Raw genomic sequence first — 14006 nt, forward strand, 5'->3', positions numbered from 1 at the left:
ATTGGTGGGCCAGCCATGGCGTGTTGCGCATGATTGCAGCCCGATTGGCTGTGGTGCTCAAGCGGGTCACCTGGAGAGGGTGAACTCACGGGCACCACATAAGAATCAGGCGCTGGCGAAGAAGCTATGGGAACGACTCGGACTGGTCTCGATAGCGGGCGACACTCAGTAGCGCGCACCGGGCTTATAGTATGCGCTCGAATGGAACAGCCAGCGGCCGCTATTATCCGAAGCCTCGTAATTTTCCATGAGCACAGCCCTCTGGATCTCGTGCCAACCTAGCGGTGATATCGAAGAATCGGTGGGAACCGTCACGACGGTGTCAGTGGCTATAGAGGTGAGGAAGCATAAATCTTCCCGCCCGCTTCCATCCTTGGCCACTTTGGAGTACTGGAACAAGTCATTCAAATGGCCGGCAGATGTCGCCTTGTGCGCAAACACCATGTGGACTTGATAAAAATTGTATACCCCAGGCCCTTGAATCTCGTATGACTCCGTACGCTTGTTCGATCCATGAACGCCTTCGGTATAACTGTTGGAAAGCTTCACCCCTCCTGCCCCCAGCATCACGAACCCACTGCCTACGGAGATCTCGGCCTCTGTGGTTTGGGTGACAGACGAGCTGTACCCTTCCGTGACCTCAACGGCGTGAGTGTATTTGGTGGCGCTCGGTATACGAACCGTCTGCGCATGCTCAAGGTAGGCAAACACCGGTACGCTGTAGGTACCCCAGTTCTGATTCCAGATCCACATGTCTCCATAGATGGTCCGGCCTCTTACCCAGCAACCGGGATTAAGCACTTTCCCGGTTTCGCCTAACAGATAGTTATCAATTTCATAGCTACCGTGCTTCTCTGGCATAAAGCCGATCTGCTGAATACTTTTACTATCGATGATACTCACTGCACACTCCTGACATTGGCGTTTTGCGGACATCGCCAACTCTAGGAGCAACAGACTTTGCAGCGAACCCTGAAGCAGTTCCTGGCTTATGCTCGCCTTACCCACGCACGGAACGGGGCGCCGACCAAGCGCCCCACAAGCCGTAAAGCACACAACTGATTCAGTTGGCGTCCAACAGTGCGATCGCCTCCGCGCTGCACGCTTCGATCCGCGCCCAGTCGCCGTTCTTGATCCAGCTGCTGTCGAGCATCCAGGTTCCGCCCACGCACATCACGTTGGGCAATGCCATGTAGTTACGTACATTGGCCGGGTTAACGCCGCCGGTTGGGCAAAAGCGAATATCGCCGAACGGGCCGCCAAAGGCCTTGATCGCCGCCACGCCGCCGCTGATTTCCGCCGGGAACAACTTGAACCTGCGGTAGCCCAGGGCATAGCCCATCATGATTTCAGAGGGCGTACTGATGCCTGGCAGCAGCGGGATTTCGCTGTCCACGCCCGCTTCGAGAATGTCCTGGGTAATGCCCGGGGTGACGACGAACTGCGCGCCGGCAGCCTCGACGGCGGCGAACATGCTGCGATCCAGTACAGTGCCTGCGCCAACGCACAACTCCGGGCGCTGCTCACGCAGCACCTGGATGGCCTTGAGCCCATGCTGGGAACGCAGGGTCACTTCCAGGGTACGGATACCGCCGGCGGCCAGGGCATCTGCCAGCGGCAGGATGTCTTCCTCACGGGCGATGGTAATGACCGGCAGGATGCGCGCCTTTTCGCAGATGGCATCGATCCGGGCGGCCTTGTCGGCCATCGAGAGCTTTGGCTGTGGGCGTTCGAGGGTGGTCATGACAGTGGATCCTTGGCTCATGGGCACCAGTAGATGTCCAGGGGGTCGTGAAGAAAAGCGCGAATCGGCATTTCAGTAAGGTCGTTGCCAGCCAGCGCGGCGCGCAGGGTAGCGAGTTTGCCCGGCCCTTGCACGGACAGCGCGATGAAGGCGGCGCTGGCCAGCAGCGAGCGGGTCATCGACAGGCGCTGGTGCGGCACGCTCGGCGCCAGCAACGGCAGGCAGCGACGCGTGCTGGCCAGGTCCAGGCCTGCTTCCAGGTTGGGGCTGGCGGGGAACAGCGAGGCGGTATGGCCATCGTCACCCATGCCCAGCACCAGCACGTCGATCGGCGGCAGCCCGGTCAAGGCCTGGTCGGCCTTGAGCGCAGCGGCATCAAGGTTTTCCGCCTGCTGGTACAGGCCAACAAAGCGGGCCTTGGCCGCCGCACCCGTGAGCAGGTGGCGGGCCAACAGGCCAGCGTTGCTGTCAGCATGCTCCACCGGCACCCAGCGCTCATCGGCCAGGCTGACGGTAACCTTGGCCCAGTCCAGGGGCTCACTGGCCAGCTTCTCAAGGAATGGCACCGGGCTGCGGCCACCAGACAGCACCACGCAGGCCTGGCCCTTGGCAGCAATGGCTGCACGAAGGCGCTCGGCCACATCGTGGGCCAGGGTTGCAGCCAGCGTCTTGGCGTCGGCCAGCTCGTGGACCTTCACGGCCGCCGGCAATTTCAGTTCAGATATCCCCATACCACGCCCTCCCATCGCGTGTAATCAATGCAATCGAGCTCATCGGCCCCCAGGAGCCCGCCGCGTAAGGCTTGGGCGCATCGCCCGCATTACGCCAGCCGGCGATCAACTGGTCGCACCACTTCCAGGCATATTCGATTTCGTCCTTGCGCACGAACAGGTTCTGGTTGCCACGCATCACTTCGAGCAACAGGCGCTCGTAGGCATCCGGAATCCGCGTACTGCGCCAGGTGTCGGAAAAATTAAGCTGCAACGGGCCGCTGCGCAGTTGCATGCCTTTGTCCAGGCCCTGCTCCTTGGTCATCACCCGTAAAGAAATGCCTTCGTCCGGTTGCAGGCGAATGATCAGCTTGTTACCGATTTGCAAACGCTGTTCCGGGGCGAAGATGTAGTGCGGCGTTTCCTTGAAGTGGATGACGATCTGCGACAGCTTCTGCGGCATGCGCTTGCCAGTACGCAGGTAGAACGGCACGCCCGACCAGCGCCAGTTGCGGATATCGGCACGCAGGGCGACGAAGGTTTCGGTGTCGCTGCGGGCGTTGGCGTTGTCCTCTTCCAGGTAGCCAGGTACCGGCTTGCCCTCGCTGTAGCCGGCAATATACTGACCACGCACCACTTGGGTGCTCAAACCCTCGCCCGTGATCGGCGCCAGGGCCTTTAGCACCTTCACCTTCTCGTCACGAATGGCATCGGCGGACAGCTCGCTGGGCGGGTCCATGGCGATCAGGCACAGCAACTGCAGCAGATGGTTCTGGATCATGTCGCGCAGTTGGCCGGCCTTGTCGAAGTAGCCCCAGCGGCCTTCGATACCGACTTTCTCGGCAACGGTGATCTCCACGTGGGAGATGGAATTCTGGTTCCACTGGGTTTCGAACAGGCTATTGGCGAACCGAAGGGCAATCAGGTTCTGCACCGTCTCCTTGCCCAGATAGTGGTCGATACGGTACACCCGGTTTTCGGGGAAGAACCGCGCCACGGCATCGTTGACCCGTCGCGACGACTCCAGGTCGTGGCCGATGGGCTTCTCCAGCACCACCCGGGTACGCGGGGCCAGCCCTGCGTTGTCGAGGTTTTCGCAGATGGCCCCGTACACCGCTGCCGCCGTGGCGAAGTAGGCGATCAGCGGCAGGTCTCCCGGCAACTGCTCCGCCAGGGCCTGGTAACCCTCAGGTTGCAGGAAGTCCAGGTGCTGGTAGCTCAACCGGGCCAGGAAGCGGCCCAGTGCAGCAGGCTCGATATCGGCCTCGGGCACATGCCGGCGCAGGTGGGCTTCGATGCTGTTCAGGTGCTCCTGCGCGCTGCCTGCCTCGCGGGCCAGCGCCAGCAGGCGGGTGTCCGGGTGCAGCAGGTTGGCCCGGTCGAGCTGGTAGAGCGCAGGAAACAGCTTGCGCAACGCCAGGTCGCCAAGGGCGCCAAACAGGGCAAACGTGCAAGGATCGACACTGATCGCAGCCATGATGTAGGTTCTTTCCTAAAGTTGGTCTAGGAATACCGCTTTCGAATACGGTTTTCAAGGGATAATGTAGTAAAAACCACAACATTACACGCAAGTATTACAGACAAGTGGTGCGCCACCCGCACCGACAGTACGATAGACGACCGTGCAAAAAGCCTGCTGCTTCGTCAGCCGGCTGTCTTCCCGACCCAAGGACACACCCATGGACCGCGTGCGAAACCTCCTGGAACAGATCCAGGGACGCCTCGACGAGCTGAACAAGGCCGAACGCAAAGTCGCCGAAGTCATCCTCCTCAACCCGCAACAAGCCACCCGCTTCAGCATTGCTGCGCTGGCCCAGGCGGCCAAGGTCAGCGAACCGACCGTCAACCGCTTCTGCCGCTCATTTGGTGTCAGCGGCTACCCCGAACTCAAGCTGCAACTGGCACAGAGCCTGGCCAGCGGCGCCGCCTACGTCAGCCGCGCGGTAGAGGCCGACGATGACCCGGCAGCCTACACCCAGAAGATCTTCGCCAGTGCCATCGCCTCGCTCGACGGCGCCTGCCAGCAACTGGACCCGCAGCAGGTCAGCCGCGCCGTGGACATGATGATCCAGGCCCGGCAGATCCACTTCTTCGGCCTGGGCGCCTCGGCCCCGGTGGCCCTGGATGCCCAGCACAAGTTCTTCCGCTTCAACCTGGCGGTGTCGGCCCACGCCGATGTACTGATGCAGCGCATGCTGGCCTCGGTAGCCCACACCGGCGACCTGTTCGTGATCATTTCCTACACCGGGCGCACCCGCGAACTGGTCGAAGTGGCCCGCCTGGCCCGTGAAAACGGCGCTTCGGTGCTGGGCCTGACCGCCGCAGGCTCGCCGCTGGCCAACGCCTGCAGCCTGAGCCTGCACATCCCGTTGCCGGAAGACACCGACATCTACATGCCGATGACCTCGCGGATCATCCAGCTGACCGTGCTCGATGTGCTGGCCACTGGCATGACCCTGCGCCGCGGCGTCGACTTCCAGCCGCACCTGCGCAAGATCAAGGAAAGCCTGAACGCCAGCCGCTACCCGATCGAGGACGACGAACTCAACTGAGCCGGTGCGCCTGCAGGCGCAGGTGGGCACGCTGCCCCGGCGCCAGGCTCAGGCCCTCACCACTGCCGCTGGCGGCCTCGACGCAGACAAAGCGCTGGCTTTCACGGCCGGTCACGCCCATCAGCGGCCGGTTACCCGGGTGCCAGACTACGGTGTCGTCGCTGTCGCCAGTATCGATGCACAGCTCGCGCTGCCAGGCCGGGTCCTGCAGCTGTACCCTCGGCGTGCCGGGGTAAACCTTCTGACAGCCGCCCTTGAGCTTCAGCGCGCCCTCTTCACGGCAGGCCTGGCGGTTGAGGCGGTCGTAACCTTCGATATCCTCCAACCCGGACAGCGCTATCTCGGACACGTCGCTGATACGCCAGTACGCCAGGAGCGCATGGCTCAGCTGGCAGGGTTCGCTGTCCTGGTGCTCGGTGCTCAGGCTCAGCTCCATACGGCAGCCCAGCCTTGCGTGCAGGTCGACCTGCCAGTCGCACAGGTCCAGGCGCCACTTCAAGGTCACGCCCTCCTCGTCTTCGCGGCTGTCCACCAGCTTCCAATCCAGCAGGCGCGCCCAGCCATGGGCCGGCCACAGGTCCTCACTGGGGTGACGGCCATACCACGGCCAGCACACCGGCACACCGCCACGGATCGCCCCCACCTGCGGCCACTGCTCGGCGCACCACAGCCAAGGCCGTTCACCTGCCGGCTGAAAGTGCAGCAGCTGCGCGCCCTGGCGGCTGAATACCGCCTGGCAACGGGGGTGATCGATGATCAGCACATCGCGCTGCTGGTAACGCTCCCACTCGAATGTCGGCCTTGGCCGCTGCGAGGAAAAGAAGCGATGGAGCGGATGTTCGGGCATGGTTCAGAGCTCTTGTTGTTTGAGATAGCGCTGTCTCGGCCTATCCCCGACAACCACTGCAGGCCAGTGGGTGCCGGGAACCGAAAAGGGATTGGCGTAAATTTACAACAAATGCCCTCAGAATGACGACTGAATCTTCAAGCCCGCGACCAGCGCGTTGTCCACTTCGTCCACCCCGCCCGGGCTCTTGATGTACTGCAGGTTGGGCCGTACGGTCAGCCAGTTGGTGACGTGGAAGCCGTAGTAGAGCTCGGCGTTGTACTCGGTGCGTTGCAGCGGAACGAAGCCCGGGTTGTCGTAATCGTTGATACCACTCTGGGCATTGAGCAGTTCGGCGCGTTTCTTCACGTCGTCATTCACATGAATACGCGCCACACCGAAGCCGATGTCATCCTTGGGTCGGGCGTCGAAGGCGCCTTTGTAGACCAGCCCCACCTGCTGGTAGTTGTCGACCACGTTGGTGGCCTTGTCGTGCACGGTGAAGTTGGCGAACAGGCTGAGGCCGCGGTTGACGTCGCCACCTTGGGCGGTGACCTGCTGCTGCGCCACTACCCACCAACCGTGCTTGCTGGAATGCGACTTGAATGCCCCGCCAGTCAGCGCCTGCGGGTTGCCGTTGACGTCGTCGAACACATCGTCGGCCTTGGCCGTGCTGTAGTAGTAACCCAGGCGGTACTCCCCCGGCAGGCCGTTGACCTTGGGCGACCACACCGCCTCCACCGGCAGGATTGCCCCCTTGGTGCCGCTGCCGCTGAGCTTGAAGCCATTACCGGTTTCCAGGTTGGAGGGGTTCTGCTCGAAGGCGCCGACCTGCACGAAGAATTCCGGGGTGATGTTGTACTTCACCCGCAGCGCCCACTGGCTGACCGGCCAGTTGTACCAGATGCCGCCCACCCAGTTGCCTACTTGCGAGCCGCAGAAGGCCAGGTTCTGGAAGTCGCACGGGAAGCTGTTGAAGTCCTCGCCCTCGCCAAAGCGGCCGAATTTCACGTCCAGCGCGCCGTCGAAGTACTTTTGCTTGATCCACATCTGGGTCAGGCGCCAGGTCTGGCCGCGGCCCCACACCTCCTGCACCGAGCTGAACTGCCCGGCGCGCGGGTCGCTGATGCGGTCGTTGGACAGGTTGCGGCCGCTGCGCTCGGTGATCGCCAGCTTGAACTCGGCATCGTGCCACCCGAAGATCTTCTGCAGGTCCAGGTGTGCGCCAAGGGCAAACTGGTCGCTGTAGCGTGCAGTCTTGTCGTCGTTGTAGCCACCGTGCAGGTTGCCGGCCACCTCTCCGACGTAGTCGAGGGTGAAGTCGTAGCCCTTCTCCAGCAACTCGGTACGAGTGCCGCCCCAATCCCCGGTCATCCATTTCGATTCGCTGGAAAAAGCCTCGGCAGCCTGCACGCCGCTGCTGCCGACAACGGCGAGCAAAGCCAGCGAGCCCAATGTCCTGATACGTTTGCGCTGTTCCATCCCTTTGCGTCCTCTTTTTTCTTATTGATGGTGTAGACGAGTCAACGGCCCTTCAAGTGAGCCACGTTGTCCTTTGCGGTTGCGACAGTGCTGGCCAGGCGTATGCGCTCGCCACTGTCGGCGTCGAACAGCAGCACCCGGGCCGGGTCGAATTGCAGGTTGAGGGTGTCACCCACGCTGCACGCCACATCCGGCGCAAGGCGGCAGCACACCTTGGTCTGGTTGAGGGTGACAAACACCAGCAAGTCGGGCCCGGTAGGTTCGGTAACCTGCACCTCGGCGCGAATACCCGGCAAGCCATTGCCCTGCGCAGCGCCCAGGGCGATCTGCTCAGGGCGGATGCCCAGGATGATCTCGCGGCCATCCAGTTCGTCAGCTGCCAGCCCCAGGGGCAACTCGCAGCGCGCCTGGCCGCTGTCGAGCAGCGCCAGCAAGCGGCCGTCCTGCCTGGCCAGGCGCACCGGAATGAAGTTCATCGGCGGCGAACCGATGAAGCTGGCGACAAACTGGTTGGCCGGGTCGTTGTAGATCTGCTGCGGGGTGCCGAACTGCTGGATGATGCCGTCCTTCATCACCGCCACCTTGTCACCCAGGGTCATGGCCTCAATCTGGTCATGGGTGACGTAAACGGTGGTGGTCTTCAGGCGCTGATGCATCAGTTTCATTTCGGTGCGCATCTCGACCCGCAGCTTGGCATCGAGGTTGGACAGCGGCTCATCGAACAGGTAGATCTTTGGCCGCCGCGCCAGCGCGCGCCCCATGGCTACCCGTTGTTGCTGGCCACCGGACAGCTGTGCCGGCTTGCGCGCCAGCAGGTGCTCGATCTGCAGCAGCTTGGCGACCCGCGTCACTTCTTCATTGATGGCCGCCTGCGGCATCTTGCGGATCTTCAGGCCAAATTCGATGTTCTCGCGCACGCTCATGGTCGGGTACAGCGCGTAGGACTGGAACACCATGGCGATGTCACGGTCCTTGGGGCTCATGCCGCTGACGTCCTGCTCGTCGATGAGGATCGCACCGCCGGTGATCTGCTCCAGGCCGGCGATGCAGTTCATCAGGGTGGATTTGCCACAGCCAGAGGGGCCGACCAGGATCAGGAACTCACCATCTTTGATCGACAGCTGGATGTCCTTGAGGGTGTCCGGCAGGCCGCTGCCGTAGGTCTTGTTCACATTGCGAAGTTCGAGCGTAGCCATGACTTACCCCTTGACCGCGCCGGCCGTCAGCCCGCGCACGAAATATTTGCCTGCAACCACATAGACCAGCAGGGTTGGCAGGCCGGCGATCATCGCTGCCGCCATGTCGACGTTGTATTCCTTGGCCCCGGTACTGGTGTTGACCAGGTTGTTCAAGGCCACGGTGATCGGTTGCGAATCACCGCTGGAAAACACCACGCCGAACAGGAAGTCGTTCCAGATCTGGGTGAACTGCCAGATCAGGCAGACCATGATGATCGGCGTGGACATCGGCAGGATGATGCGCCGGAAGATGGTGAAGAACCCGGCCCCGTCCAGGCGCGCGGCCTTGACCAGCGCATCAGGGATGCTCACGTAGAAGTTGCGGAAAAACAGCGTGGTGAAGGCCAGGCCGTAGACCACGTGCACCAGCACCAGGCCGCCGGTAGTGCTGGCCAGGCCCAGCTTGCCGAGGGTGAACGAGGCCGGCAGCAGCACGGTCTGGAATGGCAGGAAGCAGCCGAACAGCAGCAGGCCGAAGAACAGCTGCGAACCACGGAAGCGCCACATCGACAGCACATAGCCGTTCAGCGCGCCAATGGTGGTGGAGATCAGCACCGCTGGCACGGTGATCATGATCGAGTTCCAGAAGTAACCGCTGACCGTGCCCCAGGCCTTGACCCAGCCAATGCCGGTAATCACCGCCGGCCAGCTCAGCAGGTTGCCGGTGCTGATGTCTTCAGGGGTCTTGAAGCTGGTCAGCAGCATCACCACCAGCGGCACCAGGTACAGCAGCACAGCGCTCAGCAACACCGCGTGGATGGAGATACGGCTCAGGCTGAGCGCGGGTTTGTCGACAGGGCTATGCATGGCGCTTGCTCCGCAGCTCCGAGTACAGGTACGGCACGAGGATCGCCAGGATCGCCCCGAGCATGAGGATGGCGCTGGCCGAGCCCATGCCCATCTGGCCGCGGCTGAAGGTGAACGAGTACATGAACATTGCTGGCAGGTCGGACGAGTAGCCCGGGCCGCCAGCGGTCATCGCCGCCACCAGGTCGAAGCTCTTGATGGCAATGTGCGAAAGGATCATCAGTGCACTGAAGAACACCGGGCGCAGGCTGGGCAGCACCACGGTCCAGTAGATGCGCGGCAGGCTGGCGCCATCCATCTGCGCCGCACGGATGATCGACGGGTCGACCCCGCGCAGGCCGGCCAGGAACATTGCCATGATGAAGCCCGACGCCTGCCACACGGCAGCGATCACCAGGCAATACACTACCCGGTCGGGGTCGATCAGCCAGTCCAGGCGAAAGCCCTCCCAGCCCCAGTCGCGCAACAACTTGTCCAGGCCCATGCCGGGGTTGAGCAGCCACTTCCAGGCGGTGCCGGTAACGATCATCGACAACGCCATGGGGTACAGGTAAATGGTGCGGATGAAGCCCTCACGGCGGATGCGCTGGTCCAGCAGCACCGCCAGCAACACGCCGATGGCCAGGCTGATGGCGATGAACAGGCCACCGAACAGCAGCAGGTTCTTGCTTGCCACCCACCAGCGGTCGTTGTCGAACAGCCGCGCGTATTGCGCAAGGCCGGCCCATTTGTAGGTGGGCAGGAACGTCGAGGTGGTGAAGGACAGCACGAAGGTCCAGAGGATGTAGCCGTAGAAGCCCACCAGGACGATGAACATGCTGGGGGCCAGCACCAGCTTGGGCAGCCAGCGCTGAAGCGCGTCCAGGGGTGAGGCCCGCAGTTGGGCGGTAGTCGTGGTCATGGTTCAGATCCCCGTTTCAGAAACGGCACGCACTTCTGTAGGAGCAGCCTTGTGCTGCGAAGAGGCCATTGCAGGCACAGCAATGCCTCAAGCCATCCCGGCCCTTTCGCAGCACAAGGCTGCTCCTACAGGATGAATGTCAGCTTTACTGGGCAGCCTTGATCGCCGCCGCCAGCTTCTTCGCCGCATCGGCCGGGTCGGCCTTGGGGTCGTTGATGTAGTTGGTCACCACATCGAAGAACGCGCCCTGCACGGCCAGCGTGGTAGCCATGTTGTGCGCCATGCTCGGCTGCAAGCCGCCATTCTTGGCGTCGGCCAGGAAGTCCCTGGCCGACGCCTGCGCGCAGGCATCGAAACCATACTTGCCCATGTCGGCAAGCATGTCGTTACGCACCGGGATCGACCCCTTGTTGCTGCTGAAGACCTTCTGGAAGTCCTGGCCCAGCACTTTACGGGCAATGTCCTGCTGGCCGGCAGACGTGCCGGCGTTGTTCTGCTTGAACACCACCAGCGAGTCGATGTTGTAGAGGAAGGCGTTTTCGGTACCAGGGAACGGCACGCACTGGTAATCCTTGCCGGCGGTTTTCTTGGCCAAGGTCCATTCGCTCTTGGCCCAGTCGCCCATGATCTGCATGCCGGCCTTGCCGTTGATGACCTTGGCCGCTTCCAGGTTCCAGTCCTGGCCTTTGCCATCCGGGTCCGTGTAGGTGGCGACCTTTTTCAGTTCGGTCAGCGCCTTGACCATGTCCGGGCCGGTCAGGGCGGCGTTGTCGAGATCGACCATGGCCTTCTTGTAGCCCTCGGCGCCCATCACCGACAGCACCACGCTTTCGAACACGGTGCTGTCCTGCCACGGCTGGCCGCCGTGGGCGAGCGGGATGAAACCGGCGGCCTTGAGCTTGTCGGCAGCAGCGTAAAATTCGTCGAGGGTGGCAGGCGCCTTGTCGATGCCAGCTTTCTTGAAGACCTCGGGGTTGATCCACAGCCAATTGGTACGGTGGATGTTTACCGGCACGGCGACATAGTCACCGTCGTACTTCACGGTGTCGGCGACCTTCTTGTCGAGCAATGCGTCCCACTTTTCCTCCTTGGCCACATCCTTGAGCACATCGCCGTCGAGCAGGCCGGTGGCCGCCCAATCCTGAATGTCTGGCCCTTTGATCTGTGCGACACCCGGCGGGTTGCCGGCTACGGCGCGGCTCTTGAGCACGGTCATGGCCGTGGCACCGCCACCGCCAGCGACGGCGCCATCCTTCCAGGTAAAGCCGTCTTTCTCGACCTGGGCCTTGAGCACATCGACAGCCGCTTTTTCACCACCGGAGGTCCACCAGTGCACCACCTCGACACTGCCTTTGGCTTCGGCAGCCTGGGCACTGAGCGGGAGTAAGGAAGCCAGGGAAATTGCGGCAGCGAGACGGAGCGTGGGATTCATCGAAGCACCTTTCTTGTTGTTATGCCGTGCAAGTCGGTCGCTTGCGTTGCATGGAGTCTAAACAGCGTGCCCACCCCGCCAGGTAACGAAGCGATGCGTGAATGTCATCGTTTGGTTACATTGCCCGCGCAGGCAACACAACGCTTCACTCCATGCCCCGCGGCAGGTGCAAAGTCACCCGCAAGCCACCCTGCCTGAGGTTCAGCAAGCTCACCTCGCCCCCATGGCTATGGGCAATGTTGCGCGCGATACCCAACCCCAGCCCATAGCCCTGCTGCTGTCCGGCCAGCCGAAAATGCGGCTCGAACACTTGCTCCAGCTGCTGCTGCGGGACGCCCGGCCCCTGGTCGTCCACCTGCAGCACAAAGCCCTCGGCACTGTCGATGATGCGCAGCCGCGCCTGCTCGCCGTACTTGATGGCGTTGTCGATCAGGTTGCCGATGCAACGCCGCAGCGCCAGCGGCTTGCCTGGGTAAGGCGCATGCGCCCGGCCTTCGACCGTGATCCGGCCATCACGCAGATAAGGCTCTGCCAGAATTTCCAGCACCTGGTTGAGGTCGACAGGCTCTATGTTCTCGTGGATATCGGTGTCCTTCACGCACTGCAGCGCACCTTTCACCAGCAGCTCCAGCTCGTCCAGGTCCTGGCTGAACTTGGCCTGCAGGCGCTCGTCCTCCAGCAGTTCCACACGCAGGCGCAGGCGGGTGATCGGCGTGCGCAAGTCGTGGGAGATGGCGCTGAACAGCTGGCTGCGTTCGGTCAGGTAGCGGCTGATGCGCTCACGCATGCTGTTGAACGCCCGGCTTACTTCGACCACTTCGCTACCACCACCTTCCGCCACCGGGGCCACATCGGCGCCCAGCGACATCTCCCGCGCAGCGCGCGCCAGGCGCTTGAGCGGCCAGCTCTGCCAGTGCACCAGCAAACCGATGAACAACAGCAGCAAGGCGGTGGTGAGCACGATGAAACCGATCTGCTGGCGTGGCAGGCGTTCGGCCTCAAGGCTGGTATAGGGCTCGGGCAGCAACGAGGCGATGTACAGCCACTCGCCCTCACCCAGGCGGATCTGCGTCACCAGCACCGGCGGGTTGAGCGGCTCCAGGGTCAGTGAGTAATGCGCCCAGGAGCGTGGCAGCTCGTCGAGTTTCAGGCCGCTGTTGAAAATGCGCAGATCGTCGGGCGCGACGAACTCAACGGAAATATCCATCTGCGAGCCCAGTCGCTCATGCAGTACCTGCTGGAATACATCGATCACAGCCTGCTTGCGTGGGGTGATGGGCAGCACCGGCATGTCGAGCGGCTTGGCGTTGAGCGAGACGAAAAACCGCGTGCCGCCCATGCTGCGCAACTGGTCGAGCACCATCGGCCGATAGGCCACCGGCAGCGAGCGGAAGTAACTGACGCTGGCGCTCATGGAATGGGCCAGGCTGCTGGCGCTGGCGCGCAGGCCCTGCAGCTGGCTGGCACGCAACTGCGCCACCCAGATGATGCTCGACAAGCCTTGGGCCAGCAGCACTACCAACAGGGTGAGCAGCAGCATGCGCCCCAGCAGCGAGCGCGGCAGCAGGCGCCAGCGCCGCTCAGGGCGCACTGCAGACATGCGCCGCCAACAGGTAGCCGCTGCCACGCACCGTACGGATCAGCCGCGGGGGCTTGTCGGTATCGCGCAGGCGCTGGCGCAGGCGGCTGACCGCCATGTCGACGATGCGGTCCAGCGGCATCGGCTCGCGACCACGAGTGGCGTTGCCTATGGTGTCGCGGTCGAGAATCTGCTGCGGATGGTCGAGGAACAGTTTGAGCAGGGCGAAGTCGGCGCCGGACAGAATCACCTCTTCGCCGTCGTGGTGGAACAGACGGTGGCTGACCGTGTCCAGGCGCCAGTCGTCGAAAGCCAGCACCGCACTGCCCGGCGCCGACTGGCCGAATTCGGCGCGGCGCAGCAGGGCCTTGATCCTTGCTTGCAGTTCCCGAGGGCTGAAGGGTTTGCCCAGGTAGTCGTCGGCGCCCAGCTCAAGGCCAATGACCCGGTCGGCTTCGTCGGAGCTGGCGGTGAGCATGATGATCGGCACCCGTGCCCGGCGCGGGTGCTGGCGCACCCAGCGGCACAGGCTGAAGCCGTCTTCGTCGGGCAGCATGACGTCGAGGATGACCAGGTCGCAGGGGGTGGTTTCCAGGGCGTGACGAAAGCCTTTTCCATCGGCTTCGGCATACACCTGGAAGCCGGAGCGGCTCAGGTAGGTTTGCAGCAGTTCGCGGATTTCCTGGTCGTCGTCGACCATGAGGATCGATTTGCCGGCAGTGCTCAAGGTGGTCC

13 protein-coding genes are annotated in these 14006 nt (G+C 62.7%); 1 reads left to right on the top strand and 12 read right to left on the bottom strand.

Annotated features, from left to right (window positions below):
* Positions 1–165: 165 nt before the first annotated feature.
* From PP4_RS21615 to zwf, 4 genes are all read right to left on the bottom strand, one after another.
* Positions 166–903 carry a monalysin family beta-barrel pore-forming toxin gene (locus PP4_RS21615; protein WP_016501274.1) on the bottom strand — a complete coding sequence of 246 codons (738 nt, stop codon included), beginning with the start codon at positions 901–903 and terminating at the stop codon, positions 166–168.
* Positions 904–1063: 160 nt separating this feature from the next.
* Positions 1064–1744: a bifunctional 4-hydroxy-2-oxoglutarate aldolase/2-dehydro-3-deoxy-phosphogluconate aldolase gene (locus PP4_RS21620; RefSeq protein ID WP_016501275.1), complete on the bottom strand. Its 681-nt coding sequence runs from the start codon at positions 1742–1744 to the stop codon at positions 1064–1066.
* A gap of 17 nt (positions 1745–1761) precedes the next feature.
* A complete protein-coding gene (gene pgl, locus PP4_RS21625) occupies positions 1762–2475 on the bottom strand; it encodes a 6-phosphogluconolactonase (protein WP_016501276.1) in 714 nt (237 codons plus the stop codon).
* Positions 2462–3931: a glucose-6-phosphate dehydrogenase gene (gene zwf / locus PP4_RS21630; RefSeq protein ID WP_016501277.1), complete on the bottom strand. Its 1470-nt coding sequence runs from the start codon at positions 3929–3931 to the stop codon at positions 2462–2464. The genes pgl and zwf overlap by 14 nt, the downstream gene beginning before the upstream one ends.
* A 211-nt stretch (positions 3932–4142) precedes the next feature.
* Here zwf and hexR point away from each other — a divergent pair, with 211 nt between their 5' ends.
* A complete protein-coding gene (gene hexR, locus PP4_RS21635; protein WP_169725179.1) occupies positions 4143–5006 on the top strand; it encodes a DNA-binding transcriptional regulator HexR in 864 nt (287 codons plus the stop codon).
* On the opposite strand, the gene PP4_RS21640 is transcribed toward hexR, so the two are convergent.
* The 8 genes from PP4_RS21640 to gltR all read right to left on the bottom strand — a co-directional run bounded on the left by PP4_RS21640 (position 4999) and on the right by gltR (position 13998).
* Positions 4999–5853: a D-hexose-6-phosphate mutarotase gene (locus PP4_RS21640; protein ID WP_016501278.1), complete on the bottom strand. Its 855-nt coding sequence runs from the start codon at positions 5851–5853 to the stop codon at positions 4999–5001. The two genes, hexR and PP4_RS21640, sit on opposite strands and share 8 nt — an antisense overlap.
* Before the next feature lie 117 nt (positions 5854–5970).
* Positions 5971–7314 (bottom strand): carbohydrate porin, encoded by a 1344-nt coding sequence (locus tag PP4_RS21645; protein WP_016501279.1) that lies wholly within the window; start codon positions 7312–7314, stop codon positions 5971–5973.
* Positions 7315–7355: 41 nt separating this feature from the next.
* Positions 7356–8510 carry an ABC transporter ATP-binding protein gene (locus tag PP4_RS21650; RefSeq protein ID WP_016501280.1) on the bottom strand — a complete coding sequence of 385 codons (1155 nt, stop codon included), beginning with the start codon at positions 8508–8510 and terminating at the stop codon, positions 7356–7358.
* Between the two features lie 3 nt (positions 8511–8513).
* Positions 8514–9359, bottom strand: a complete 846-nt coding sequence (locus PP4_RS21655; protein WP_016501281.1) for a carbohydrate ABC transporter permease — start codon at positions 9357–9359, stop codon at positions 8514–8516.
* On the bottom strand, positions 9352–10260 hold the full coding sequence (locus PP4_RS21660) for a carbohydrate ABC transporter permease (RefSeq protein ID WP_003255050.1): 909 nt from the start codon (positions 10258–10260) through the stop codon (positions 9352–9354). The genes PP4_RS21655 and PP4_RS21660 overlap by 8 nt, the downstream gene beginning before the upstream one ends.
* A 145-nt stretch (positions 10261–10405) precedes the next feature.
* Complete coding sequence (locus PP4_RS21665; protein ID WP_016501282.1) at positions 10406–11692, bottom strand: ABC transporter substrate-binding protein; 1287 nt, start codon at positions 11690–11692, stop codon at positions 10406–10408.
* A gap of 145 nt (positions 11693–11837) precedes the next feature.
* Complete coding sequence (locus PP4_RS21670; protein ID WP_016501283.1) at positions 11838–13292, bottom strand: ATP-binding protein; 1455 nt, start codon at positions 13290–13292, stop codon at positions 11838–11840.
* Complete coding sequence (gene gltR, locus PP4_RS21675; RefSeq protein ID WP_016501284.1) at positions 13273–13998, bottom strand: two-component system response regulator GltR; 726 nt, start codon at positions 13996–13998, stop codon at positions 13273–13275. The genes PP4_RS21670 and gltR overlap by 20 nt, the downstream gene beginning before the upstream one ends.
* Positions 13999–14006 lie beyond the last annotated feature (8 nt).

Source organism: Pseudomonas putida NBRC 14164 (genome assembly GCF_000412675.1).
In the GTDB taxonomy this organism is placed as follows: Bacteria; Pseudomonadota; Gammaproteobacteria; order Pseudomonadales; family Pseudomonadaceae; genus Aquipseudomonas; species Aquipseudomonas putida.

Bases quoted from the DNA above. Each gene is read 5' to 3' on its own strand.
- PP4_RS21620 (WP_016501275.1), bottom strand. From the start codon at position 1,744: ATGACCACCCTCGAACGCCCACAGCCAAAGCTCTCGATGGCCGACAAG.
- pgl (WP_016501276.1), bottom strand. From the start codon at position 2,475: ATGGGGATATCTGAACTGAAATTGCCGGCGGCCGTGAAGGTCCACGAG.
- zwf (WP_016501277.1), bottom strand. From the start codon at position 3,931: ATGGCTGCGATCAGTGTCGATCCTTGCACGTTTGCCCTGTTTGGCGCC.
- PP4_RS21640 (WP_016501278.1), bottom strand. From the start codon at position 5,853: ATGCCCGAACATCCGCTCCATCGCTTCTTTTCCTCGCAGCGGCCAAGG.
- PP4_RS21645 (WP_016501279.1), bottom strand. From the start codon at position 7,314: ATGGAACAGCGCAAACGTATCAGGACATTGGGCTCGCTGGCTTTGCTC.
- PP4_RS21650 (WP_016501280.1), bottom strand. From the start codon at position 8,510: ATGGCTACGCTCGAACTTCGCAATGTGAACAAGACCTACGGCAGCGGC.
- PP4_RS21655 (WP_016501281.1), bottom strand. From the start codon at position 9,359: ATGCATAGCCCTGTCGACAAACCCGCGCTCAGCCTGAGCCGTATCTCC.
- PP4_RS21660 (WP_003255050.1), bottom strand. From the start codon at position 10,260: ATGACCACGACTACCGCCCAACTGCGGGCCTCACCCCTGGACGCGCTT.
- PP4_RS21665 (WP_016501282.1), bottom strand. From the start codon at position 11,692: ATGAATCCCACGCTCCGTCTCGCTGCCGCAATTTCCCTGGCTTCCTTA.
- PP4_RS21670 (WP_016501283.1), bottom strand. From the start codon at position 13,292: ATGTCTGCAGTGCGCCCTGAGCGGCGCTGGCGCCTGCTGCCGCGCTCG.